23 protein-coding genes are annotated in these 22835 nt (G+C 72.8%); 8 read left to right on the top strand and 15 right to left on the bottom strand.

The features are described from left to right. Positions 1–360 precede the first annotated feature (360 nt). Positions 361–1707 carry an LLM class flavin-dependent oxidoreductase gene (locus tag L2C96_RS20695; RefSeq protein ID WP_237337401.1) on the bottom strand — a complete coding sequence of 449 codons (1347 nt, stop codon included), beginning with the start codon at positions 1705–1707 and terminating at the stop codon, positions 361–363. Further along, positions 1704–2999: an MFS transporter gene (locus tag L2C96_RS20690; protein WP_237337400.1), complete on the bottom strand. Its 1296-nt coding sequence runs from the start codon at positions 2997–2999 to the stop codon at positions 1704–1706. Before L2C96_RS20690 ends, L2C96_RS20695 begins: the two co-directional genes overlap by 4 nt. A gap of 88 nt (positions 3000–3087) precedes the next feature. On the opposite strand from L2C96_RS20690, the gene wrbA reads away from it, so the two are divergent. After that, positions 3088–3699, top strand: a complete 612-nt coding sequence (gene wrbA / locus L2C96_RS20685) for an NAD(P)H:quinone oxidoreductase (RefSeq protein WP_027930913.1) — start codon at positions 3088–3090, stop codon at positions 3697–3699. Positions 3700–3824: 125 nt separating this feature from the next. Beyond that, the gene (locus L2C96_RS20680; protein WP_039791916.1) at positions 3825–4844 is read left to right on the top strand and encodes an EamA family transporter; all 1020 of its coding nucleotides are present in this window, start codon (positions 3825–3827) and stop codon (positions 4842–4844) included. Here L2C96_RS20680 and L2C96_RS20675 read toward each other — a convergent pair. Further along, positions 4747–5703, bottom strand: coding sequence for a GlxA family transcriptional regulator (locus L2C96_RS20675; protein ID WP_237337399.1), 957 nt, complete (start codon positions 5701–5703; stop codon positions 4747–4749). The two genes, L2C96_RS20680 and L2C96_RS20675, sit on opposite strands and share 98 nt — an antisense overlap. Before the next feature lie 70 nt (positions 5704–5773). Here L2C96_RS20675 and L2C96_RS20670 point away from each other — a divergent pair, with 70 nt between their 5' ends. Then, the gene (locus tag L2C96_RS20670) at positions 5774–6106 is read left to right on the top strand and encodes a cupin domain-containing protein (protein ID WP_020422094.1); all 333 of its coding nucleotides are present in this window, start codon (positions 5774–5776) and stop codon (positions 6104–6106) included. On the opposite strand, the gene L2C96_RS20665 is transcribed toward L2C96_RS20670, so the two are convergent. The 7 genes from L2C96_RS20665 to L2C96_RS20635 all read right to left on the bottom strand — a co-directional run bounded on the left by L2C96_RS20665 (position 6103) and on the right by L2C96_RS20635 (position 15187). Beyond that, the gene (locus tag L2C96_RS20665; protein ID WP_237337398.1) at positions 6103–7056 is read right to left on the bottom strand and encodes a zinc-binding dehydrogenase; all 954 of its coding nucleotides are present in this window, start codon (positions 7054–7056) and stop codon (positions 6103–6105) included. The genes L2C96_RS20670 and L2C96_RS20665 overlap by 4 nt on opposite strands. 87 nt (positions 7057–7143) lie before the next feature. Beyond that, a complete protein-coding gene (locus L2C96_RS20660) occupies positions 7144–8712 on the bottom strand; it encodes a substrate-binding domain-containing protein (RefSeq protein WP_237337397.1) in 1569 nt (522 codons plus the stop codon). 118 nt (positions 8713–8830) lie between these two features. Next, a complete protein-coding gene (locus tag L2C96_RS20655; RefSeq protein ID WP_020422091.1) occupies positions 8831–10549 on the bottom strand; it encodes a ribonuclease J in 1719 nt (572 codons plus the stop codon). After that, entirely contained in the window at positions 10546–11559 is a 1014-nt protein-coding gene (gene dapA / locus L2C96_RS20650) for a 4-hydroxy-tetrahydrodipicolinate synthase (protein ID WP_037322538.1), read from the bottom strand. The genes L2C96_RS20655 and dapA overlap by 4 nt, the downstream gene beginning before the upstream one ends. Positions 11560–11688: 129 nt before the next feature. Beyond that, a complete protein-coding gene (locus tag L2C96_RS20645; protein WP_372491246.1) occupies positions 11689–13170 on the bottom strand; it encodes a serine/threonine-protein kinase in 1482 nt (493 codons plus the stop codon). A 77-nt stretch (positions 13171–13247) separates the two neighbouring features. Continuing rightward, positions 13248–14486, bottom strand: coding sequence for an Nramp family divalent metal transporter (locus tag L2C96_RS20640; RefSeq protein WP_020422088.1), 1239 nt, complete (start codon positions 14484–14486; stop codon positions 13248–13250). Between the two features lie 239 nt (positions 14487–14725). Continuing rightward, complete coding sequence (locus L2C96_RS20635; RefSeq protein WP_020422087.1) at positions 14726–15187, bottom strand: cupin domain-containing protein; 462 nt, start codon at positions 15185–15187, stop codon at positions 14726–14728. Positions 15188–15263: 76 nt separating this feature from the next. Here L2C96_RS20635 and L2C96_RS20630 point away from each other — a divergent pair, with 76 nt between their 5' ends. Next, positions 15264–15710: a MarR family winged helix-turn-helix transcriptional regulator gene (locus L2C96_RS20630; protein WP_237337395.1), complete on the top strand. Its 447-nt coding sequence runs from the start codon at positions 15264–15266 to the stop codon at positions 15708–15710. A gap of 84 nt (positions 15711–15794) precedes the next feature. On the opposite strand, the gene L2C96_RS20625 is transcribed toward L2C96_RS20630, so the two are convergent. Further along, positions 15795–16187 (bottom strand): ACT domain-containing protein, encoded by a 393-nt coding sequence (locus tag L2C96_RS20625; RefSeq protein ID WP_237337394.1) that lies wholly within the window; start codon positions 16185–16187, stop codon positions 15795–15797. Continuing rightward, positions 16184–16936, bottom strand: coding sequence for an FAD-dependent thymidylate synthase (gene thyX, locus L2C96_RS20620; RefSeq protein WP_017981786.1), 753 nt, complete (start codon positions 16934–16936; stop codon positions 16184–16186). Before thyX ends, L2C96_RS20625 begins: the two co-directional genes overlap by 4 nt. 125 nt (positions 16937–17061) lie before the next feature. Here thyX and L2C96_RS20615 point away from each other — a divergent pair, with 125 nt between their 5' ends. Both L2C96_RS20615 and L2C96_RS20610 read left to right on the top strand, forming a co-directional pair. Further along, positions 17062–17577 (top strand): toxin-antitoxin system HicB family antitoxin, encoded by a 516-nt coding sequence (locus L2C96_RS20615; RefSeq protein WP_020422084.1) that lies wholly within the window; start codon positions 17062–17064, stop codon positions 17575–17577. 2 nt (positions 17578–17579) lie between these two features. Beyond that, positions 17580–18476, top strand: a complete 897-nt coding sequence (locus tag L2C96_RS20610) for a DUF4097 family beta strand repeat-containing protein (RefSeq protein WP_020422083.1) — start codon at positions 17580–17582, stop codon at positions 18474–18476. 284 nt (positions 18477–18760) lie between these two features. Here the strand turns inward: L2C96_RS20610 and L2C96_RS20605 are convergent, their stop codons facing one another. Next, positions 18761–19978 carry a winged helix-turn-helix domain-containing protein gene (locus L2C96_RS20605; protein ID WP_020422082.1) on the bottom strand — a complete coding sequence of 406 codons (1218 nt, stop codon included), beginning with the start codon at positions 19976–19978 and terminating at the stop codon, positions 18761–18763. Positions 19979–20017: 39 nt separating this feature from the next. Here L2C96_RS20605 and L2C96_RS20600 point away from each other — a divergent pair, with 39 nt between their 5' ends. Beyond that, complete coding sequence (locus L2C96_RS20600; RefSeq protein ID WP_237337393.1) at positions 20018–20578, top strand: GNAT family N-acetyltransferase; 561 nt, start codon at positions 20018–20020, stop codon at positions 20576–20578. A gap of 1 nt (position 20579) precedes the next feature. Here the strand turns inward: L2C96_RS20600 and L2C96_RS20595 are convergent, their stop codons facing one another. Continuing rightward, a complete protein-coding gene (locus tag L2C96_RS20595) occupies positions 20580–20942 on the bottom strand; it encodes a DoxX family protein (RefSeq protein WP_020422080.1) in 363 nt (120 codons plus the stop codon). A gap of 101 nt (positions 20943–21043) precedes the next feature. Between L2C96_RS20595 and L2C96_RS20590 the strand changes: the two genes are divergently transcribed. Beyond that, a complete protein-coding gene (locus tag L2C96_RS20590; RefSeq protein WP_020422079.1) occupies positions 21044–21421 on the top strand; it encodes a winged helix-turn-helix transcriptional regulator in 378 nt (125 codons plus the stop codon). A gap of 27 nt (positions 21422–21448) precedes the next feature. On the opposite strand, the gene L2C96_RS20585 is transcribed toward L2C96_RS20590, so the two are convergent. Then, complete coding sequence (locus tag L2C96_RS20585) at positions 21449–22717, bottom strand: glycosyltransferase family 87 protein (protein WP_235716269.1); 1269 nt, start codon at positions 22715–22717, stop codon at positions 21449–21451. Between the last annotated feature and the right edge of the window lie 118 nt (positions 22718–22835).

The raw sequence follows: 22835 nt of genomic DNA, 5'->3' as shown, positions 1-22835 counted from the left end.
CGGGGGGCGCGCAAGGCGCCACCCGAGCCGCTGCCGGTGGGAAACCGGCCGATCTGAGTGGTGACAACCCGGTGAGGATCGCTGCCGAGGCGAGCAGCGACCTCAGCGGCGGCAAGCCCCACCCGAACGGCCGGCTGCCAAGCCGCAGCCCGAAGCAGCCTCCGCCCGCCAGCCCCAGCGGCCATGAGCCGAGCCCGGGTGGCCGGGCTCGGCCCCGCCCGGGCCGCTCCCCACGCCGAGTCGGCTGCACCGGGTAGTCCACCCCGGTGAGGGATCGCTGCCGAGGTGAGCAGCCGACCTCAGCGGCGAACAGCCCGCCCTGGGTGGTGGCTCCATCGCCGCCTGGAGCGAGAAGCGGCCTCAGCGCCGGTGAGCCGCGCCCGGGTGGTCGGCCGCCAGGCGCGGCCCCGCACCGCCGAGCCGCTCCCGCAGCGTGCCGCCCTCCGGCTGGGACGGCACCCGGCCCCGGCGGCGCAGCTCCGGCACCACCCAGCGCGCGAAGTCCACGAACGTGCCCGGCGTCGTCACGTACGCCAGGTTGAAGCCGTCCACGTCGGCCTCCTCGGCCCACCTCTCCAGCTCGTCCGCGACCTCCGGGCCCGACCCCGTCACGACCGGGCCCCGCCCGCCGAGTCCGATGAAGCCGGCCAGCTCGCGTGGCGTCCACGCCCGCTCGGCCGTCGTGAACGCGGCCAGCGCCGACCGGTTCGCGTCGCCGTCGCGGTAGGTCAGCGGCTCGTCCACCGGCAGTTCGGCCAGGTCGACGCCCGTCCAGCCGCCGAACAACGCGAACGCCCCCGGCACCGACACCAGCGACTGGTACTCGCGGAGCTTCTGCTCCGCCTCCGCCGACGTCTCACCGACCACCGGCGTCAGCATCGTGAAGATCTTCACCGCCCGCGGGTCCCGGCCCTGCTCGGCCACCCCGGCGCGGATCGCGTCCACCGAGCGGCGCACCACCCGCGGCGACGGCCCGGACACGAACACCGCCTCCGCGTGCCGCGCCGCGAACCGCACGCCCCGCGGCGACGCGCCTGCCTGGAACAACACCGGAGTGCGCTGCGGCGACGGCTCCGACAGGTGCGGCCCCGGCACCGCGAAGTACTTGCCCTTGTGCCCGATGTCGTGCACCTTCGCCGGATCCGCGTACACCCCGCCGGAGCGCACGACCGCGCCGTCCTCCCACGAGCCCTCCCACAGCTTGTAGCAGACCTCGAGGTACTCCTCCGCGATCTCGTACCGCTCGTCGTGCGGCACCTGGGCGTCCAGGCCGAGGTTGCGCGCCGCGCTGTCCAGATAGGACGTCACGATGTTCCACGCGACCCGGCCCCGCGTCAGGTGGTCCAGTGTGGACAGACGACGGGCCAGCGAGTACGGCTGCTCGTACGTCGTCGACACGGTGACCCCGAACCCGAGGTGCGAGGTCACCGCGGCCAGCGCGGGCAGCAGCACCGTCGGCTCGTTCACCGGGATCTGCGCGGCGTTAGCGACCGCCGCGTCCTTCGACCCGCCGTAGACGTCGTACACGCCCAGCACGTCGGCGAGGAACAGCGCGTCGAACCCGCCTTCTTCGAGCGTGCGCGCCAGGTCCAGCCAGAAGGACAGGTCGGTGTAGCGGTGCCCCTCGTCGGCGGGGTGCTTCCACAGCCCGGCCGACTGGTGCCCGGCGCAGTTCATGTCGAAGGCGTTCAGGTAGATGCGGCTCATGCCAGGCCCCCGGAGTTGGTCTCCCGCGCGAACCACGCGGACGCGAACGTCAGCACCGCCAGCCCGGCGAAGTAGGCGACGATCAGCCACGGCCGCCCGTCCCCGGCCACCAGCAGCGCGGCGGCGATCAGCGGCGCGAACCCGCCGGAGAGCACCGCGCCGATCTGGTACCCCAGCGACGCGCCGCTGTAGCGCACGCGCGTGTCGAACAGCTCGCCGAACCACGCCGCCTGCGGCCCGTACATCGCGTCGTGCACCACGTTGACGCCGAACACGATCGCCAGCACCACCGCCACCGCGGAGCCGGAGTCGGCGGCGAGGAAGAACAGCACCAGCGCCACGATCCCGGCGAGCGAGCCGAACAGGTACGGCGGGCGCCGCCCGAACCGGTCGGACAGGTGACCCCACAGCGGCGTGCTCACCAGGCCGATCGCGGAGGCGACCATCACCGCGATCAGCCCGACGGCGCTGTCCCCGCCGAACGTGGTCTGCAGGTACGTCAGCGAGTACGTGGTCAGCAGCACGAACAACGCGATCTGCGACAACCGCAGCCCGGTGGTCAGCACGACGTTGCGCGGCTGCGTCCGCAGCACCTCGACGACCGGCAGCCGGGCGGTCTCCCCGCTCGCCTTGAGCCGCTCGAACACCGGCGCGTCGGTCAGCCGGAGCCGGATCACCAGACCGACGACGACGAGCACGAAGCTGAGCAGGAACGGCACCCGCCACGCCCAGGACAGGAACGCGTCGCCGGCGATCGTGCGCACGAGGTAGAAGACGCCGGTGGCCAGCAGCATCCCCGCCGACGACCCGAGTTGCGTGAAGCTGCCGAACAACCCGCGCCGCCCGGGTGTGGCGTGCTCGATCGACAGCAGCGCCGCGCCGCCCCACTCGGCGCCGACGGCCAGCCCCTGCAACAGCCTCAGCACCACCAGCAGCGCCGGGGCGAGGATCCCGGCCTGCGCGTACGTGGGCAGCACGCCGATCGCCGTGGTGGCGATCCCCATCAGCAGCAGCGCGCCGACCAGCACCGCCTTGCGGCCGACCCGGTCACCGAGGTGGCCCGAGATCACCGCCCCCAGCGGCCGCGCGCCGAAGCCGACCGCGTAGGTGCCGAAGGCCGCGAGCGTGCCCGCGGTCGAGGAGACGTTGGGGAAGAACAGCGGCTTGAACACCAGCGCGGTCGCGGTGGCGTAGAGGTAGAAGTCGTACCACTCGATGGTCGTGCCAATCATGCTGCCGACCGCCGCGCTCCGTGGCGTGGTGCGCGGCGCGGCGGGGACCGTCGTCGTCATGTCCTGGCACGCTAGGGTTCCCGTGCGCCGGCCCGCACGAGGTCTCACATGATGGAACGTGCGATTCGATACCGGTAGGGTGATCATCGTGACCACTCGGATCCTCGTCGTGTACTACAGCGCCACCGGCAACACCGCGAAGCTGGCCGCCGCACTGGCCGGCGGGGCCGCCGACGCCGGGGCGGAGGTGCGTGTCCGCACGGTCGCCGAGACCGCCCCGCCCGAGGCGATCGCGACCAACCCGCGCTGGCAGGCGTGGGTCGACGCGGGGCCGCACGACGAACTGGCCACGCTCGCCGACCTGGAGTGGGCCGACGGGCTCGCGATCGGCAGCCCGACCAGGTTCGGCGGGCCCGCGAGCCAGCTCAAGTCCTATCTGGACACCACGGGTGGCCTGTGGGCCAAGGGGAAGCTGGTGGACAAGGTCGCGACGTCGTTCACCACGGCGTCCACCGCGCACGGCGGGCTGGAGGCGACCGTGCTGGCGATGAACAACATCTTCTACCACTGGGGCGCGATCGTGCTGCCGCTCGGCTACGGGCAGCCGCACCTGCTGGAGTCCGGGAACCCCTACGGCGGTTCGTTCGTGTCGCGCAAGTCGGCCGAGCCGGACAAGGAGTCGCTCGAAGCGCTGCGCATCCAGGGCCACCGGCTCGCGACCATCGCGGGTTACGTGCGCGTCGGCCGCGGCGGCGCCTGAGCGGACGCGGGGCAGCCGCATCCCAGCCCGTCACCGGAGTAACCGGCACGCGAGTTTGACCGGTTATGCGAGGGGTGACGGAATTCCGGTACCGCCGTACCGGTCGGCCGCTTAGGGTGGGCGGAGTGGTCACCGAAGCTCCCGCACCGCCGCGTGCGTTCGTCCCGCACCGCGGGCGCGGCACGACGCTGATCCTCGTCTCCTCGGTCTGTTTCGGCAGCTCCGGCACGATCGCGAAACCCGCGATGCTCGCCGGCCTGTCCGCCGAGCAGGTCGCGGCGGCGCGGATCGGGCTCGCGGCGCTGGTGCTGGCCGCCGTGGTGGCCGTGGTGAAGCCGTCGCTGCTGCGCGTCCGCCGCGCCGAGTGGCCGCTGCTGCTCGGCTACGGCCTGCTCGGCGTCGCGGGCGTGCAGCTGTGCTACTTCGTCGCCGCCGGACGGCTGCCCGTCGGCATCGCGATCCTGCTCGAGTTCACCTCGCCGGTGCTGATCGCGTTGTGGACGCGGTTCGTCCGCGGCGTGCGGCTGCCCGGGCGGATGTGGGCCGGGATCGCGCTGGCGATGGCCGGGCTGGCGGGCGTGGCGCAGGTGTGGCAGGGGCTCAGCCTCGACGCGGTCGGCCTGCTCGCCGGGCTCGGCGCGGCGGTGTGCTCGGCGGCGTACTTCCTGCTCGGCGAGCACGGCGTCACCACCCGCCACCCGATGGGCATGGTCACCTGGGGCATGATCATCGGCGCGGTCGCGGTGTGCGCGGTCGCCCCGCCGTGGACGATGCCGGCCGCGGTCCTCACCGCCCCGGCCGAGTTCGGCCCGTGGCACCCGCCGGTGTGGCTGCTGCTGGTCGCCGTGGCGTTGTTCTCGACCGTCCTGGCCTACGCCATCGGCCTCACCGCGCTGCGCCACCTCCCGGCCGCCGTCGCGAGCGTCATCGGCCTGCTCGAACCCGTGATCGCCACCGCCACCGCGTGGGCGCTGCTGCACGAAACGCTGGCGTGGCCCCAGCTGGCCGGCGCGGTCGTCCTGCTCGGCGGCGCGCTGATCGTGCAGCTCAACTCGCCGCGCGCGCAGGTTCCGGAGCCCGCAGCGCCCGCCGGTACGCGCCCGGCGTCGTTCCCACCTGGTCCCGGAACCGGCGGCGCAGGTTGACCGCCGACGCGAGCCCCACCCGCGCCGCGATCGCGTCCACCGGCAGATCGGTGTCCTCCAGCAGCCTGCGCGCCTCCGCCACGCGGCGGGACAGCAGCCACTTGCCCGGGCTCGTGCCGAACCGGTCGTGGAAGCGCCTAGTCAGCGTGCGGGGTGAGACGTTGAGCCGCGCGGCCAGGCCGGCCACCGACAACGGTGTCCCGAGCCGCTCGCCTGCCCACTCGAGCAGGTCGTCCAGCTCGTCCCTGGCCGGGGCCTGCGGCGTGACCCGGACCTGACCGCCGTCCCGGTGCGGCGGCATCACCATGTGCCGCGCGAGGAGGGCGGCGTGCGCGGCGCCGTGGTCCCGCCGGACGAGGTGCAGGCACAGCTCGATCCCCGCGCCCGCACCGGCGCTCGTCGCGACGTCGCCGTGGTCCACGTAGAGCTGGTCCGGCTCCACGCGCACCGCCGGGAACTCGCGCCGCAGCTGCTCGGCGCGCTCCCAGTGCGTGGTGGCCGAGCGGCCGTCGAGCAACCCGGTGCGCGCCAGGGCGAACACGCCGGAGCAGATCGTGACGAGCCGCGCCCCACGGGCGTGGGCACGCAGCAACGCGTCGCGCACGCGCGGGGACAGGGGCGCCTCCACCGGCGCCCAGGCCGGGATGATCACCGTGTCCGCGTCGTCGAGCGCGGACAGGCCATGCGGCACCGACAGGGCGTACCCCGCGGTCGTGGGCACGGTTCCCGGCTCCTCGGTGCACACGTCGAACTCGTAGTACCGCGGCACGCCGTCCCGCGCCGTGCCGAAGACCTCCATGGCGCAGCCGAGCTCGAACGTCGACTGCACCGGCTGCACCAGGGCGACCACGCGATGCATGGCAGAAAAGTACCCCACGGTGTCCTCGCGGGCACTGTCCCGGCCTGGTCGGCGCCCGCATCCTGGGGCCATGCACGAAATCCTCGCCCAGGAGGGCTACACCTCGGTCTCCGTCGACGAAGCCCCGGTCCGCGAACTGTTCCCCGGCGTGCGGCACCGTCCGTTGTGGACCGGGCCGGACGGGGCGCACGCCGATCTGCTGGAGATGGACCCCGGCGCGTCCTGGCCGCACCGCGACGTGCACGAGCCCGGTCCCGAGGAGGTCTACGTCGTGGCGGGCACGTTCCACGACGGCGCGCGCGAGTACCCGGCGGGGACGTTCCTGCACGCCCCCGCCGGAACCTGGCACGTACCCTCGACCGCCACGGGCTGCACGCTGTTCCTGTTCTACCCGGAGGGCTAGCGGGACGGCGTCAGCACGATCCGGCCGAACACCTCGCCGCTGTCCATCTTCCGGTGCGCGAGCCCGGCCTCGGCCAGCGACAGCACCTCGTGCACGACCGTGCGCAGCTCCCCGCGTGCCGCGGCGGCGAACTGCGCGGCGCGGACGGTGCGCCGCTCGGCAGCGGGCACCGTGTCGGCGCTGAAGGTGGCCACCGACAACGACTTCCGGAATCCGGCCATCAGCGCCGCGCCGAAGTCGGCGGGCGGGCCGCCGACCACGCCGACCAGCACCGCCCGCCCGTTGGGGCCGAGCTTGCCGACGAAGTCCGGGAAGTCCGGGCCGGCGACGACGTCGACGATCACGTCGAACCCCGCGCCGCCCGCGCCGGAGCGGTCCAGCACGTGCGTCGCGCCCAGCTCGCGCAGCCGCTCGCCTCGCGCGGCCGACGACGTCGTGACCGCCACCGCACCGGCGCCACCGCGCGCCGCGAGCTGGACCGCGGTGAGCCCGATGCTGCCGGCCGCACCTCGCACCAGCACCGACTCGCCCGTCGCGAACCCGGCGCGCGTGAGCGCGAAATGCGCCACCACACCGGAACTCCCGAGCGCCACCGCGTCCACCGTGGACAGACCGGCGGGCAGCGGCAGCACCTCCCCGGCCGGCACCACCGCTCGTTCGACATACCCGCCGCCGGTGCCGGTGAACCCCCACACGCGCCGGCCCAGCAGGGCCCCGTCGACCCCGTCGCCGACCGCGATCACGGTGCCGGCCACCTCACCGCCCGGGATGTGCCCGGCCGCGAACCCGTGGGCGGCGAGCGCGCCGCGGCGAATCACCGCGTCCACGCCACCGACCCCGATCGCCTCGGTCTCGATCAGCACCTGCCCGGCCGCGGGCTCGGGCGCGGGAAGGTCCACCACGGCCAGGCCCTCCGGCCCGCCGAACTCCTTGATCACCACTGCTTCCACGTCCGCCGACGCTAACAAAGGCACCCGTCGGCCGGGCCGAAGTGAGAGCACCGGCGGCGAATCTGTCTCGCTCGCCGTCCGCGTGGTTCAGGCGCCGGTGAGCCGGGCCAGCGCGCCGTAGAACACGTCGGTGATCCGCGCCGGATCGGGCGCGGCGAACGTCTGACCGCCGGTGGGCGTGGTGATGGCCGCCAGCTCGTCCACGTCCACGTCCGGGCCGATCCCGATGCCGATGATCGCCACCGGCCGCGCCGGGTCGGCGAGCTTCGCCAGCTCCGCGACCAGCGCGTCCCGGCTGATGCCGTCCGCGTCGTCGTTGCGCCCGTCGGTCAGCACGATCACCAGGTTGAGCCGCCCCGCCTGCCACTCCGCCGACGCCAGCCGGTACGCGGCCAGCACCGTGTCGTACAGCCCGGTGTCCCCGTCCGGCGTGGCCTGGATGGCGCGCAACCGGTCCGCCGCCCCGGACGCCAGGTGGTCGCTCACCGGCCGCATCGGCAGCACCTCGCGGTAGTCGCGGTCGCCGTCCAGGTGCGTGGCGAACTCCCACACGCTGCTCTCCGACGTCGGCTTGAACAGCGACAACGCCCGCGCGGCCGCGTCGGTGGTCAGCTGCATGCGGGTCTGCCCGGTGCCCGGCACCTCGACGTCCATCGACCCCGACACGTCGATCAGCACCCGCGCCCGCGAGCTGGAGTTGATCCGCGCCCACTGCCCGAGCAGCGCGTCGACGTCGGCGTCGGTCGGCACCGCGGGCGAGGGCAGGGTGCGGTCGCTGACGTTCTGCGCCGCGCCGTCGCGCAGGTACCGGCCGTCGGGCGTGCGGAACCCGGCGTTGGCCAGTGCGTTCGACCCCTCCAGGCCCAGCAGCGCGGACAGCAGCGCCCCGGCGGCCGTGCGCTGCGCCTCCCCGGCGCCGCCGAGCACGGCGAACGGGTAGTCCAGCGCGGGCGCCTGCGGCTGGTAGGTCGCGACCAGCCCGCTCTGGGTGCCCGCGACGCCGTTGCGCACGTTGTAGCGCAGCAACGCGTTCTCCGACACCGGGAACCCGGCGAGGGTCCGGTCGGCCAGCCGCGCGAACAGGTCGTCGGTGGTGGGCACCGCGTTCGGCGACAGCCGGCGCAGCGTGGCGGCGTAGGCGTCCGCGGCGGGCACCGCGGCCCGGATGCCGATCAGCGCGGACAGACCGGCCGGGTCCCGCCCCGGGTCGGGCACGCCGAGCGCCAGGCCGGGCGCGCCGAGCACGTCCGACCAGGCCGGCGCGCGGCCCGGCCAGCCGAGGCCGGCCGCGGCCTCCTCGGTCAGCGCGAACACCACCGGTGAGCTGGCGATGCTGGTGCCGCCCGCGATCCCGCTCGCGCCCACCCCCTTCGCCCGCCGCAGCTGCAGCGTCGATTCCGGGATCCACACGTCCGGGCGGATCTCGCCGCCGGGCAGGGCCAGCGACTGCGCGACCGCCGCCGAGTCGACGGCGTTGACCTCGAAGGCCGCGCACTCGGTCTGCGCCACCCGGCGGGCGACCTGCGCCACCGCCGGGGCGACCCCCGGCGCGGCGGCGACCCGCACCACCGCGGGCCGGTCGCAGCCGCCCTGGTCACGCGCCACGTCCGCGGCGATCCAGCCGGCTCCGCCCAGCAGCACGAGGACACCGGCCATCACCCACACCCGCCGCGGCCGCCGCCGGGCAGGAGACGAATGTCGGCCCACCTCGCACCGCCTCCGCTGGATCGCTCGCCAGGACGAGATCCAGGTTAAGGGCAGTGACGGAGATTACCTACGCTGTCGGATCGGCCTGTCCGTACGTCACCGGGATGACGGTCGGCACGATCATCGGGCGGCGCCGGTAGGTCTCGGCGACCCATCGGCCCACCACACGGCGCACGGCCTGGGCGATCCGGTGGCTGTCGGTGATGCCCTCGATCTCGGTGCGGGACAGCTCCATCTCCACGAGCGGAACCACCGCATCGAGTGCTTTCGGATCGTCGGAGAACCCGCGCCCGGACACCGTCGGGGTGCTCACCGCGCGGCCGGTGGTCGAGTCGACCGCGACGTTGATCGCGATGAACCCGCCCTCGCCGAGCACCAGCCGGTCGGACAGGGTCGACTCGCCGACGTCACCGACCGACAGGCCGTCCACGTAGACGTGGCCGACCTCGACCCGCCCGGTCGCGCGCGCCCGGCCGTCCACCAGGTCGACCACCACGCCGTTCTCGGCCAGCACGACGTTCTCCGGCGCCACGCCGGTGCGGATCGCCAGCGCGCCGTTGGCCCGCAGGTGCCGCCACTCGCCGTGCACCGGCATGACGTTGCTCGGCCGGATCGCGTTGTAGAGGAACAGCAGCTCCCCCGCCGACGCGTGGCCGGACACGTGCACCTTCGCGTTGCCCTGGTGCACCACGTTCGCGCCGAGCCGGACCAGGCCGTTGACCACGCCGAACACCGCCGTCTCGTTGCCCGGGATCAGCGAGCTGGCCAGCACGACCGTGTCGCCGGCCCGGATCGAGATCTGCCGGTGCTCGCCGCGCGCCATCCGGGACAGCGCCGACAGCGGCTCGCCCTGGGACCCGGTGGACACGAACAGCACCCGGCTCTCGGGCAGGTTGACGGCCTCGTCCAGGTTGATCAGCAGGCCCTCGGGGATGTTCAGCAGGCCGAGGTCGGCGGCGATCCCCATGTTGCGGACCATCGAGCGGCCCACGAACGCGACCCGGCGGCCGTGCTTGACCGCCGCGTCGAGCACCTGCTGCACGCGGTGCACGTGGCTGGCGAAGCAGGCCACGATCACCCGCTGGGTGACGTGCCCGATGACGTCGTCGAGCACCGGCCCGATGTCCCGCTCCGGCGTGACGAACCCGGGCACCTCGGCGTTGGTCGAGTCGATGCACAGCAGGTCGACGCCCTCGTCGCCGAGGCGGGAGAACCCGGCCAGGTCGGTCAGGCGGTTGTCCAGCGGCAGCTGGTCGAGCTTGATGTCACCGGTGTGCAGCACCACGCCGGCCGGGGTGCGCAGCGCGACCGCCAGCGCGTCCGGGATCGAGTGGTTGACCGCGAAGAACTCCAGCTCGAACGGGCCCACCGTGCGCCGCTCGGACTCGGTCACCTCGATCAGCTTCGGCCGCTGCCGGTGCTCCTTGCACTTGGCCTCCAGCAGCGCGAGCGTGAACCGCGAGCCGTAGACCGGCAGGTCCGGCCGCAGGCGCAGCAGGAACGGCACGGCGCCGATGTGGTCCTCGTGGCCGTGGGTGAGCACGAGGGCCTCGATGTCGGACAGCCGGTCCTCGATCGCCCGGAAGTCGGGCAGGATCAGGTCGACGCCGGGCTGCTCGTCCTCGGGGAAGAGCACCCCGCAGTCGACGATCACGAGACGGCCGTCGTACTCGAAGACGGTCATGTTCCGGCCGACTTCGCCGATGCCGCCGAGGGCGACCGCGCGCAGGCCGCCGTCGGGCAGCGCGGGTGGGTTGTTGGTCGGTCCGGGTCCTGCCAGGTTCACCTGTGAATGGTCCCAACGCTGGTGTGAGTGGTCGGCGCGACGTAGGCCGCCGCGGAGTCGGCCTGCGCCACCCGGGAAGAGTGCCAGTCCGGCGACGGGGACTCCGCGAGGGGGACCCCCGCCTGGGCGAGGTCGGTGGCGATCGCCTCGACCTGCTCCGGGGTGGCTGGCACGATCGGCAGCCGCGGGCCGCCGACCGGGTGGCCGCGCAGCGCGAGCGCGGTCTTGGAGAACACGACCCCGCCGACGCGCGACATGGCGCGGAAGACGGGCAGCATGCCGCGGTGGTTGGTGCGGGCGGTGGAGGTGTCGCCGTCCTCGTAGGCCTCGATCATGGCCCGGATGCGGCCGGCCACCACGTGCCCGATCACGCTCACCACGCCGGCCGCGCCCACCGACAGCCACGGCAGGTTCAGCGCGTCGTCGCCGGAGTAGTAGGCCAGGTGGGTGTTGGCGATGACCTCGCTGCCCGCCAGCAGGTCGCCCTTGGCGTCCTTGACGGCCAGGATGCGCGGGTGCTCGGCCAGGCGGCGCAGTGTGTCGACCTCGATCGGCACGATCGAGCGCGGCGGGATGTCGTAGAGCATCACCGGCAGGCCGGTCGCGTCGGCGACCGTCGTGAAGTGCGCGTACAGGCCGGCTTGCGACGGGCGCGAGTAGTAGGGCGTGACCAGCAGGACGCCGTGGGCGCCGGCCTTCTCGGCCTGCTGCACCAGTTCGACGCTGTGCGCGGTGTTGTAGGTCCCGGCGCCGGCGATCACGGTCGCGCGGTCGCCGACCGCCTCGGCCACGGCGCGCACCAGGTCGGCCTTCTCGGCGTCGGTCGTGGTCGGGCTCTCACCGGTGGTGCCGTTCACGACCAGGCCGTCGTTGCCCAGCTCCACGAGGTGCTCGGCGAGCTCCTGCGCCCGCTTCAGGTCGACTGCGCCGTCCGCGTCGAAGGGGGTGACCATCGCGGTGAGCACGCGCCCGAAGGGCCTCCCGGGCGCTGCCGAAGGTGGGTTGGACATGCTCTGACGGTACCTCCTCACGCTGTGAATATTCGTGCCGACCTGCCAAAACGGCATGATCCGCAGGAAAGGGCCACCACCGGCCGGAGAATCGCTGGACCAGGTGATCTTCCGCCGTAACCTTTTGTGTCAGCGCACCTTCAGCGTGACCGCCTCGGTGAGCTGGCCGCCGCCCTTCTTCGACACCAGGCAGTAGATGCTGCGTGACGGGTCGTTGTAGGACTGCTCCGGCGTGGCCTCCCACTCGGCCTGTGCCGGCACGAGCGCGCGGTAGCTGAGGCCGGCGCGGGCGTCGGCGTCGATGGTCGTGGAGTGGAAGCTCAGGGCGCAGAAGGACTCGGCGTAGCGGCGCAGGGCGTCGGCGCCCGGGTAGGCGACGTAGCTCGCGTCGCTGTCGCCGGAGTTCGTGTTGCCGAGGCTGTCGTTCTCGTCGTAGAGCTCCAGCTCGTGCGCCTTGTCGCAGTCGACCTGGTTGTCGCTGCCGATGGCGTAGCCGGGGTCCAGGCGCCCGTTGTAGCAGCGGTAGGCGCTGCCGGCGTCGAAGTCCAGGTCGCCGCCGGTCCCGTAGGTCATGGTCGGCAGCATCGCCGGGTCCTCCGCCTCGGTCGCCCACCACTGGCCGGCCAGGAAACCGCCGGCCAGCAGCACGACGCCGAGGACGGCGCCCGCGGTGGCCCACAGGCCGCGGCGGCCGGTGCGGTGCGGCGCCGGGGCGAACTGCGTCGGCGGTGGTCCGTTGTGGACCGCGGTGGCGATGCCGCCGGGCGGGGTGTTCTGGGCGGCGATGCCGAGCAGGTGCGCGGCCTGGGCGGCGGAGATCCGGCCCTCCGGCTTGGCCACCAGCAGGCCCATGATCGCCGAGGCCAGCGGGCCCTGGACCCGGGTCAGGTAGGGCACCTCGGTGAGGATCGCGTTCATGGTCGCCGCGGTGGTCGGGCGGTCGAACGCGGACTTGCCCTCGACGGCCAGGAACAGCGTCGCGCCCAGGGACCACAGGTCGGAGTCGGGCAGCGCCTCCCGCCCGTCGAGCCGCTCCGGCGCCATGAACGCCGGTGAGCCCACGATCGTGCCGCTCGAGGTCAGCCGCGGGTCGTCGATCGCGGTGGCGATGCCGAAGTCGGTGAGCTTCACCCGCCCGTTCGCGCCGACCATGATGTTGCCGGGCTTGACGTCGCGGTGCACGATGCCGGCCTCGTGCGCGGCCTGCAGCGCGGAGAGCACCTGCTGCCCGATCGAGGCCACCTGCTGCGGCGGCAGCGCGCCGTGGTGGCGCACCAGGTCGCCCAGCGTGGGCGCCTCGACCAGCTCCATCACGATGTAGGTGGCCCCGTCTTCGGAGACCACGTCGAAGACCGTGACGATGGCCGGGTCGTTCAGCCTGCCCGCGGTGCGCACCTCGCGCAGCACCCGCTCGGTGAAGACGGTGTCCTCGGCGCCGTCGGGCAGGCGCAGCTCCTTGATCGCGACCTGGCGGCCGATCACCTGGTCCTGCGCGCGCCACACGACGCCGTGCCCGCCCCGGCCCAGCTCGCCGAGGAGCGCGTAGCGGCCGGCCACCACCCGTGGTCCGGACGGGCGCGGCGTCGTCTGCTGGGTCTGCTCTTCGGTCAACGTGGCTCCGGTCATCGCGGCTATTCGGGACAGCGGGATGCTAGTCCGACCGTCGCGGGAGCCGAACGGTTCCGGTGTCAGCCCGCGAACGTGAGGTAGATCAGCGCCACGTTGAGGGTGATGATGACGGCGGCGATCACCCACGCCAGCGTCGTGGTTACGCGGTGGTTCGCGGCGGTGCCCATCAGCCCGCGGTCGCTGGTCAGCCGCACCAGCGGCACCAGCGCGAACGGGATGCCGAAGGACAGCACCACCTGGGACACCACCAGCGCGCGGCTGGGGTCCACCCCGATCGCGAGCACCACGATCGCGGGCAGCAGCGTGATCAGCCGCCGCAGCAGCAGCGGGATCTTCTTGCGCAGCAGGCCCTGCATGATCATCGCGCCGGCGTAGGCGCCCACCGACGTCGAAGCCAGGCCGGAGGCCAGCAGCCCGATCGCGAACAGCAGCGCGACGGCCGGCCCGAGCGTGTCCCCGACGGCGGCGTGCGCGCCTTCGATCGAGTCGACGCCCTCCTGGCCCTGCATGTTCGTGGCGGCCAGCAGCACCATCGACAGGTTCACCGCGCCCGCCAGCAGCATCGCCAGGCCGACGTCGAAGCGGGTGATCCGCAGCAGGCGCGACTGGCGCGCGCCCTCGACCTTGCCGTGCCGGTCGCGGGCGAGCCCGGAGTGCAGGTAGACGGCGTGCGGCATGACGGTGGCGCCGAGCATCGCGGCGGCGATCAGGACGCTTTCGGTGCCGGCGAAGTGCGGGACCAGCCCGGCCGCCGCGTCCGCCGCGGAGGGCGGTTCCACGAACACGCTGGCCAGGAACCCGACCGCGATGACGCCGAGCAGGCCGGTGATGACCCGCTCGAACGGCCGCTGGCCACGCTTGTCCTGGACCAGCAGCAGGACCATCGACACCACGCCGGTGATCACGCCGCCGGCCAGCAGCGGGAGGTCGAACAGCAGGTAGAGGGCGATCGCGCCGCCGACGACCTCGGCCAGGTCCGTCGCGATCGCGACCGTCTCGGCCTGCACCCAGTAGCCGAGGCGGGCGGCACGGGGCATCCGCTCGCGCAGGTTCTCCGGCAGGGACAAGCCGGTGACCAGCCCCAGCTTCGCCGACAGGTACTGGACCAGCCCGGCCATCAGGTTGGCGGCCACGATCACCCACACCAGCAGGTAGCCGAACTGGGCCCCGGCGCTGATGTTGGAGGCGACGTTGCCCGGGTCGACGTAGGCGATCGCGGCGACGAACGCGGGCCCGAGCAGCAGGGAGCCGGAGCGCACCCGCTTGAGCCGTGGTCCGAGCTGGTCCGTCAGCGCCATCCGTCCTCCATCCACGAAGCCGAAGCCTGAGTTTAGGTGCGCCGAACTTTGATGTACAGAGCAGCGAAATGTGGCCTGCGTCGCCGCTTGACTACCCGGAGGGGTGGAAGTTAGTCCCCCACGCGTGTCGACGGCGCGCTGTGCGGTGCTCCCGGACTTTCCCGGGGGACGCGATCACCTGCGCGCGCACCACCGCCGGACGGTGTCACACGGGCCGGCGCGGGGTCCCGCTTCCGGGGCTAGTCGGCGTCCCAGTCCGGGCCGTCGACGAAGTGCACGTCGTACTGTTCGTGGATCCGCGCGACCTCGTCCTCGCTGAGTTCGCCGCGCAGGATCTCCGGCAGCCGGCGGAAGTAGCCGAATCGCTCCACGCCCGGCACCAGCGTCACGAGAACGTCCGCCGGGCGGTCCGGCGCGGCGGCGAACGCGTGCCGCACACCCGCGGGCACCACGACGTAACCGCCCCGGCCCACGGTCACCACCTCGGTGTCGATCAACATCCGCAGCGCCCCGTCGAGCACGTAGAACGCCTCCGCAGAGCGGGCGTGGTAGTGCGGCTTCGTCCCGGGCTCGCCGGCTTCGAGGTGGAGCCGGTTCGCGCCCAGCACCCCGCCGGTGTGACTAGCGTCGGCCAGGAGCCACAACGCCGGCCGCTCCACGGTCTCCACCTCGCCCGCCTGAACCACCCATGCCGTGTTCATCTCGCCTCCACGTAGTTGAAGTCTTCAACCAAGCTAGCGAGGAGTAGTTGAAAGCGTCAACTGCTAGGGTGAACGGGTGACCGAGTGGCTCGACGCGGACCAGCAGCGCGACTGGCGAGCGTTCATCGAGGGGTCGATCCGGTTCATCGACCTGCTCGACCGGAACCTGCAGGACCAGCACGGCCTCACGCTGGCCGAGTTCGAACTCCTCGTGCGGCTGTCCGAAGCGGAGGCAAGGGCGATGCGGATGGCCGAGCTCGCGGCCTCGGCGTACTACTCGCGGAGCCGGCTTTCCCATCGCATCAAGGGTTTGGAGGCACGCGGCCTGGTCCGCCGCGACCCGACGACCGAAGACCGGCGCGGCGTGGTCGCACGCCTGACCGACGCCGGGTACGACAAGCTCCGCCAGGCAGCCCCGGACAACCTGCGGACAGTCCGGACGCACTTCGTGGACGTGATCTCCGGGGACGACCTGAAAGCGATCGGCCGCGCGATGCGCGCGGTCACCGAGCGGCTGGACTAGGGGCCACCGACAGCGCCGGCCGCAATCCTCCGGCCACGCCCAGAACCGCGGGCCGCACGCTGCGCGCAACCCCCACCAGCCGGATCAGTCGGCTTCGCTCCCGACCTCGTGCCCGGCCGCGCGCAGCGCCTGCACCGCGCGCGCCAGGTCGCCTTCCTTCACCAGCACGTGGTCGGTGTCGAACGTGGACAGCGTGAACAACGCGACCCCGGCCGACGCCAGCTCACTGGCCAGCGCCGCGATGATCCCGGTGAGGGTGAACGCCAGCGGGCCGCGCACGGTCAGCAGCCGCCAGCCGGACTCGACCCGGGCGCCCTCCGGGGCCAGGCCGGCCGGGCAGATCACCGAAGTCTCCGCGGGCGTGCGGGTGACCGAGACCAGGCCGTCCGGCGCGTCCAGGGCGGGCACCGGAACGCCCGGATCCAGGCGCGCGACCGCGTACTCGCCCGGCTGGACGTCGATGGCGAGCCGTTTCACCCTTCGAGGACCTTCGGGCTGGAGGCGACCTCGGTGCCGTCGGGCAGGGTGGAGATGGTGAAGTCGGCGAACACGTTCGGCGCGGCCTTCTGCAGCTGCCGCAGGCATTCCACGGCCAGGCCGCGGATCTCCACGTCGGCGTGCTCGGTGGCGCGCATGGCGATGAAGTGCCGCCAGGCGCGGTAGTTGCCGGTGACCACGATGCGGGTCTCGGTGGCGTTGGGCAGCACCGACCGGGCGGCCTGGCGCGCCTGCTTGCGGCGCAGGGTGGCACTCGGCGCGTCGGCGAACTTGTCCTCCAGCCCGGCGAGCAGCTCGTTGTAGGCGTCGACACTCGCCTGCGCGGCCTTGAGGAACTTCTCGTGCAGCTCCGGGTCGTTCGCGATCACGTCCGGCTCGACGAACGCCGCGTCGCGCTCGGGCACGTACCGCTGCGACAGCTGCGAGTAGGAGAAGTGGCGGTGGCGGATCAGCTCGTGGGTCAGCGAGCGCGACACGCCGCTGATGTAGAAGCTCACCGAGCCGTGCTCCAGCACCGACAGGTGACCGACCTCGATGATGTGGTCGATGTAGCCGGCGTTGGTGGCCGTCTTCGGGTTCGGCTTCTTCCACGACTGGTAGCAGGCGCGGCCCGCGAACTCGGCGAGCGCCTCACCCCCGTCGGCGTCGGTCGACCACGGCACGTCCTCCGGCGGGAAGAACTCCGTCTTCGCGATCAGCTGAACCTTCGGCGACACGGTCTCGGCCACGGTCGCGCTCCTTCCCCTCAACGACTCCCCGGCAGCGTAACCGCCGGGTCCGACAGCCCGGCCGCGACACCACGTGGTGTCATCTTCTCCTTGACTGACACCAAGCGTGACGCCATAGTGGTGTCATGGACTTGACCCCGTACATCACCAGCCTCCGCGAGGACCTCACCGCGACGGCCTCGGCCGGGGACGAGCAGATCCGCCGGGCGGCGGCGCTGCTGTCCGGCGCGCTGGAGCCGGCGGCCCGGCTGGTGCTGATGAACGCGCTGGCCGACCTCGCCGCCGAGGCGACCGCGCAGCTTCCCGACCACGTCGTCGAGGTGCGCCTGGACGGCCGGGACGTGCGGGTGGTGGTCACCGGTTCGGCCGGTGAGCGGCCACGGGCCGAGCGTCCCGGGCCGCCGCCTCCACCACCGCCGCCACCGCTGGTGGAGGGCGGGGACATCTCGCGCATGACGTTGCGCCTGGTGGAGAAGCTCAAGGAGCAGGCCGAGCACGCCGCGTCGTCGCAGGGCGTCTCGCTCAACACGTTCATCTCGCAGGCCGTGCAGGGCGCGCTGCACGGTTCGCAGTCCTGGCACGCCGAGAAGCAGAGCGGCTCGCAGTCCGAGTCGCACCTGCACGGCTGGGTGAAGGGATAGTCATGACCGATCCGGAGCTCGTGCGCACGCAGACGTTCGCCCTGCCGGGGCCGCTGGAGCTGGACATCGCGGTGTCGATGGGGAAGGTCGAGGTGAAGCTGGACGCCGAGGAGCCCGAGGCGACGGTGGAGATCCGGCACGACCCGGACGCCCAGCAGCCGTGGACACAGGGCATCTCCAGCCTGCTGAGCTGGGTGAGCGAGCGCTTCGGCGACCAGCTGGGCACCGACCTGAGCGGCACGCCCGCGGACGCGGTGCAGCAGACGCGGCTGGAGCAGACCGGCAACCGGCTGACAGTGCACGCGCCGAAGGCGTTGCCGCTGCGGAACATCCCGCTCGCGGTCACGGTGATCGCGCCCGCCGGCACCACCGTGGAGGTGCGGGCCGGGTCGGCGAACGTGACGGTGAGCGGGCCGGCCGGGCGGGTGGACGTCTCCACCGGGACCGGCGAGATCAGGCTGGACCGGTCGGAGGGCGCGGCGACGGTGCGCAGCGGCTCCGGCGCGATCCGGCTCGGGCCGACGCTGGCGGGGCTGCACCTGCGCACCGGCAGTGGTGACGTGGAGGTGGCGTCGCTGGCCGGGTCGGCGACGCTGGCCACCGGCACCGGGGATCTGTGGCTGGGCACGGTGTCCGGGTCGGCGCTGGTCCGCAGCGGCAGCGGCGACCTGTCGGTCGCCGAGGCGGCGAGCGGGAACCTGGAGCTGGTCACCGGCTCCGGCGACATCCGGGTCGGGATCCGGCCGGGGGTCGCCGCGGAGGTCGACCTGACCGCGAGCGCGGGCAAGGTGTCGAGCGAGCTGGACGTGGCGCTGGACCGGCCCGATGGCGAGATCCCGCTGAACGTGCGGGCGCGCACCGGATCCGGCACGGCCGTGGTGACCCGCGCGGCGCAGTAGACCACCGGAGGGCGGCCGCGAGCCGCCATGGGGGTGGAGGGGTGGTGTGGCATGGGGGCGTGTCACACCACCCCGATTCCGTATCACGCCGCCGGCGGCCGCCGATCACACCGCCGGGGAAGCCGCACGCCGGTGGCGGAAACAGTCGCCCGCGAAGCTCCCCAACGGCCGGTAGGCCGGTCGCGGCAGCCGCGCGCGATATACCCGCGTGACGCCGCCCAGATCCATCGGCGCCGGGCCTTGGGCAAGACACCGGACCCGCGACCGCGCCACCACTCCCCCTCTCACGCCCGGCTCAGCGCCGGCGCCAGATCACCCCGCTCCCCCACCACGAAACCGTCCAGTCCCAGCCACGTGGCCATCAACCGCAGCTCCCCGGCCAGCTCGGCGGCCACCCGCGGCACCTCGGCGCCCGGCTCGGCGAACGCGCCCTGCACCCGCAGCACCCCGGCCTCCCGGTCGGCCTTCAGGTCGACCCGCGCCACCAGTTCGCCGTCGAGCAGGAACGGGAACACGTAGTAGCCGTACACGCGCTTGGGCTCGGGCACGTAGATCTCGATGCGGTACCGGAACCCGAACAGCCGCTCGGTGCGGGCCCGCTCCCAGATCAGCGGGTCGAACGGGCACAGCAGCGCCCGCCCCGCGACCTTCCGCGGCATCCGCGCGCCGACCAAGCGGTACGCCGGGCCGCGCCAGCCGCGCACCTCGACCTCTTCCAGCACCCCGTCCTCGACCAGCTCGGCCACCGCCCGGCGGCTCGTCTCCGGGCCGAGCCGGTAGTAGTCCCGCAGGTCCGGCTCCGTCGCCACGCCCAGCGCCGTCGCCGCGCGGGAGATCAACTCGCGCGCCCCCTGCTCCGGCGACACGCGCCGCGCCAGGATCTCCGCCGGCACGACCCGCTCGGTCAGGTCGTACAGCCGCTCGAACCCGCGCCGCGTGCCGGTGGTCAGCTGGCCCAGCCCGAACAGCAGCTCGCAGATCTTCTTGACCTCGGACCGCTCCCACCACGACCCCGGACGGCGCGTCGACTCGCCCTCCAGCTCGCGCTCGATGCCGCCCGCCCCGATCGGGCCGAGCTCCTTCACCACCGCCAGCACGTCGTCGACCAGCGACGGTGAGCGGTCGGCGAGGTGCTGGTAGTTGCGCCACCACCCGGGCCGCTTCGCGCCGGACTGCAACAGCGGCCAGTCCTCGACCGGGATCAGGCTCGCCTCGTGCGCCCAGGTCTCCACCAGCATCCGCGGCTTGCGGCTGCTGTGCGCCCACGCGGCCTCGTCGATCAGCGCCGGGTCGTAGCCGCCCAGCCGGGCGAACAGCGGCGCGTAGTGCGCCCGCACCACGACGTTCACCGAGTCCAGCTGGATCAGCTGCAGCCGCGCCAGGGCGCGCTTGAAGTGCCGCCGGGTGGGTTCGGTGCCGGGCCGCGGGTCGGCGAAACCCTGGGCCGCCAGCGCCGCCCGCCGGGCGGCCGCCACACTCATCGTCTCCATGGTGGTGCTCATGGTGCCAGCACCCACCGACAAAACCGGTAGGTTCCCGGCATGAGCACCGTGTCCGTCCGCGAAGCCGTCGACGCCGACGCCGCGGAGATCGCCCGGATCCAGCGCGTCACCTGGCGAACGGCCTACCAGGGCGTCCTCAGCGACCGCGCGCTCGCCGAGCTCGACTCCGCGGTCACCGAGGCCAGGTGGGCGGAGGCGATCGGCCACCCCGGCTCCCGGATCCACCTCGCCGTCGAAGGCGAATACACGGTCGGGTTCTGCGTCGCCGGTCCCGCGCCCCGCGACGACGTGGCCGACGCGGCGGGCAACGTGCCCGGCGACGCCGACCGCACCGGCCTGATCGGGACGCTGCTGGTGGAGCCGCGCTGGTCCCGGCGCGGCCACGGCTCCCGGCTGCTGGCCGCGGCCGCCGCCGGACTGCGCGAGCTGGGCGCCGGCCGCGGCGTCACCTGGGCGGTGGAGTCCGACGCCGCCACCCTCGGCTTCTACCGCCGCGCCGGCTGGCACCCCGACGGCACCGTCCGCACCCTCGACACCGGCGACCGCCGCCTGCGCGAACTCCGCCTCACCGGCGCGCTGGACATCCGGCTCGTCGAGTAGGTCACCAGGCGGTCGCCAGCCACGCGGCGACGCCGGCCAGCGCGATCAGCGGCACGTTCAGCCCGGTCTCCTTCACCTCGCCCCGCGACAGGTGCAGGCCCGCCGCCAGCACCTGGAGCACCGCGAACCCGAGCGCCGCCACCAGCGCCAGCGCGGGCGCGACCCCGGTCAGCGGCGGCAGAACCAGCCCGAGCACGCCGAGGACCTCCACCGCGCCGATGCCGCGCACCGCCCACATGGGCACGGTGTCGACCCAGCCCATCATCGGCGCCAGCTGCTCCCGGCTCTGCGCGATCTTCTTCCCGCCCGCGAACAGGTACAGGACCCCCAGCAGCGCGGCCACGATCCAGTAGGCGATTTCCACGACGACCTCCGATGGTTACGACTTGTAAGCAACCACATCATGGGTCACCATCGGAGGGTCTACAAAAGGCACACGAGTGTGCGTAGCGGACAGGAGCGTGCGTGTCGCGGTACGAACGGACCTGCCTGATCAGGGGCGACGGCGGGCGCGCGATCCGGCGCATCCTGGACCGGATCGGCAACAAGTGGACCCTGCTGGTGGTCGCCACCCTGGACGACCAGCGGATGCGCTTCACCGAGCTGCAGCAGCGCATCCCCGGCGTGTCCCAGCGGATGCTGTCGCTGACGCTGCGGAACCTCGAACGCGACGGTCTGGTGTCGCGCACCGCCTACGCGGAGGTGCCGCCCCGCGTCGAGTACGCGCTCACCGACGTCGGCCGCACCCTGATCGAGCCCGCCGTGCGCCTGGCGGAATGGGCGGTCGAGCACGACCCCGACATCGAACGCAGCCAGCGCGCCTTCGACGAGCGGAACAAGTAGAGCCCGGGAAAACCCGGGCGCCACGGATCAGGCCTCGTCGCCGGCGCGGACCGGCGTGAAGGCCGGCTTCGTCAGCTCCTGGCTCAGCTCGAAGTCCAGGTCGTCGGCGGGCGCGGGCTTGCCCCGCCCGCGGAACCACAGCACGGACATCACGACCAGGAAGGCCACGGCCACGATCTGGTAGCTGCTGCCCGCGACCTGCTGCGCGAAGCTCCAGTTCTCCCACTCCAGCGGCACCCAGTAGTGCGGCGCGAGCCACAGGATCACCACCGCGGCCCAGCCGGAGACGATCAGCCACTTGTTGTTCCTCTGCACGCCCATCACGAGCACCAGCACGGCCGTCGGCAGCGCCAGGATCCAGTGGTGCGACCAGGAGATCGGCGAGATCAGCAGGACACCGGCGGCGTTTACGCCGAGCGCGAGCGCGAGGTTGTTGTCCCGCAACGCTCGTGCGGTGCCGAGGAACGTCATGGCGACGACCGCGAGCACGCCGAGACCGCCGACGACCGTCAGCGTGGTGCCGGTCAGGTGCAGCTTCTCGAACGTCGCGGTGATCGACTCGTTGGCGTGGATGGGCCCGATGTTCATGCCGGTGGCGTGGAAGACGCGGTCCGTCCAGTACGTCCACGAGTCGCCGGGCATCAGCACGAACGCGATCGCCGTCATCACCAGGAAGCTGACGAACGCGGTGACCACCGCGCGGAAGTCCTTGCGCAGCAGGAAGATCAGGCAGAACCCGGCCGGGGTGAGCTTGACCGCCGCCGCGATGCCGATCAGCGCGCCCCGAGGCCAGCGCGGGTTCGGCCACAGGATGTCGACCGCGACGAGCATCATCAGCAGGACGTTGATCTGGCCCCAGAAGATCGTGTTCGCCACCGGGTGGGCGACCACCATCACGATCGCGGCCGCCACGACCATCCAGGTCTTGTTCAGCAGCCCGCGCAGCTCCGGCGATCCGTTGCGGTAGGCCAGGATGATCGGGAACAGCGCCAGGCAGGTCGCGCCGGTCAGCAGCGGGTAGCCGATCGGCGGCGGGATGATCGCCAGCGGCGTGAACAGCACCGCGGAGAACGGCGGGTAGGTGTAGGGCAGCGCGCCGCCGATGGTCGAGACGGGCAGCTCCGAGTAGATCGAGTGGCCCTTGAGGAACGTGTCCGCGCCCAGCCGGTAGATGTCGACGTCGGTCGGCCACTTCCGGATGCCGTGCGCGTAGTACGCGAGCGCGGCGAACAGGCCGACGGCCAGCAGGAGTTCCAAGCCCAGGCGTACCCGCTCGGCGGTACTGCCGTACCTCATCGTCTCGATGACAGCTTTCACTCGTTCTCCCAGTCCCGGCCAGGCGTGATCTCACGGAACAGACGCCGCAACGCCTATCTTCGTTGCCCGCGTGATCGATGTTACGAGCGGGTCCCCC

It is taken from the genome of Amycolatopsis tucumanensis (genome assembly GCF_021654135.1).
GTDB lineage: Bacteria > Actinomycetota > Actinomycetes > Mycobacteriales > Pseudonocardiaceae > Amycolatopsis_E > Amycolatopsis_E tucumanensis.
Note: the sequence above shows the minus strand (reverse complement) of the source record. Positions and strands in the feature narration are given on the sequence as shown.

Coding starts and splice junctions, on each gene's coding strand:
- L2C96_RS20695 (WP_237337401.1), bottom strand. CDS start 1,707: ATGAGCCGCATCTACCTGAACGCCTTCGACATGAACTGCGCCGGGCAC.
- L2C96_RS20690 (WP_237337400.1), bottom strand. CDS start 2,999: ATGACGACGACGGTCCCCGCCGCGCCGCGCACCACGCCACGGAGCGCG.
- L2C96_RS20675 (WP_237337399.1), bottom strand. CDS start 5,703: ATGCATCGCGTGGTCGCCCTGGTGCAGCCGGTGCAGTCGACGTTCGAG.
- L2C96_RS20670 (WP_020422094.1), top strand. CDS start 5,774: ATGCACGAAATCCTCGCCCAGGAGGGCTACACCTCGGTCTCCGTCGAC.
- L2C96_RS20660 (WP_237337397.1), bottom strand. CDS start 8,712: ATGGCCGGTGTCCTCGTGCTGCTGGGCGGAGCCGGCTGGATCGCCGCG.
- dapA (WP_037322538.1), bottom strand. CDS start 11,559: ATGTCCAACCCACCTTCGGCAGCGCCCGGGAGGCCCTTCGGGCGCGTG.
- L2C96_RS20640 (WP_020422088.1), bottom strand. CDS start 14,486: ATGGCGCTGACGGACCAGCTCGGACCACGGCTCAAGCGGGTGCGCTCC.
- L2C96_RS20635 (WP_020422087.1), bottom strand. CDS start 15,187: ATGAACACGGCATGGGTGGTTCAGGCGGGCGAGGTGGAGACCGTGGAG.
- L2C96_RS20615 (WP_020422084.1), top strand. CDS start 17,062: ATGGACTTGACCCCGTACATCACCAGCCTCCGCGAGGACCTCACCGCG.
- L2C96_RS20610 (WP_020422083.1), top strand. CDS start 17,580: ATGACCGATCCGGAGCTCGTGCGCACGCAGACGTTCGCCCTGCCGGGG.
- L2C96_RS20605 (WP_020422082.1), bottom strand. CDS start 19,978: ATGAGCACCACCATGGAGACGATGAGTGTGGCGGCCGCCCGGCGGGCG.
- L2C96_RS20600 (WP_237337393.1), top strand. CDS start 20,018: ATGAGCACCGTGTCCGTCCGCGAAGCCGTCGACGCCGACGCCGCGGAG.
- L2C96_RS20585 (WP_235716269.1), bottom strand. CDS start 22,717: ATGAGGTACGGCAGTACCGCCGAGCGGGTACGCCTGGGCTTGGAACTC.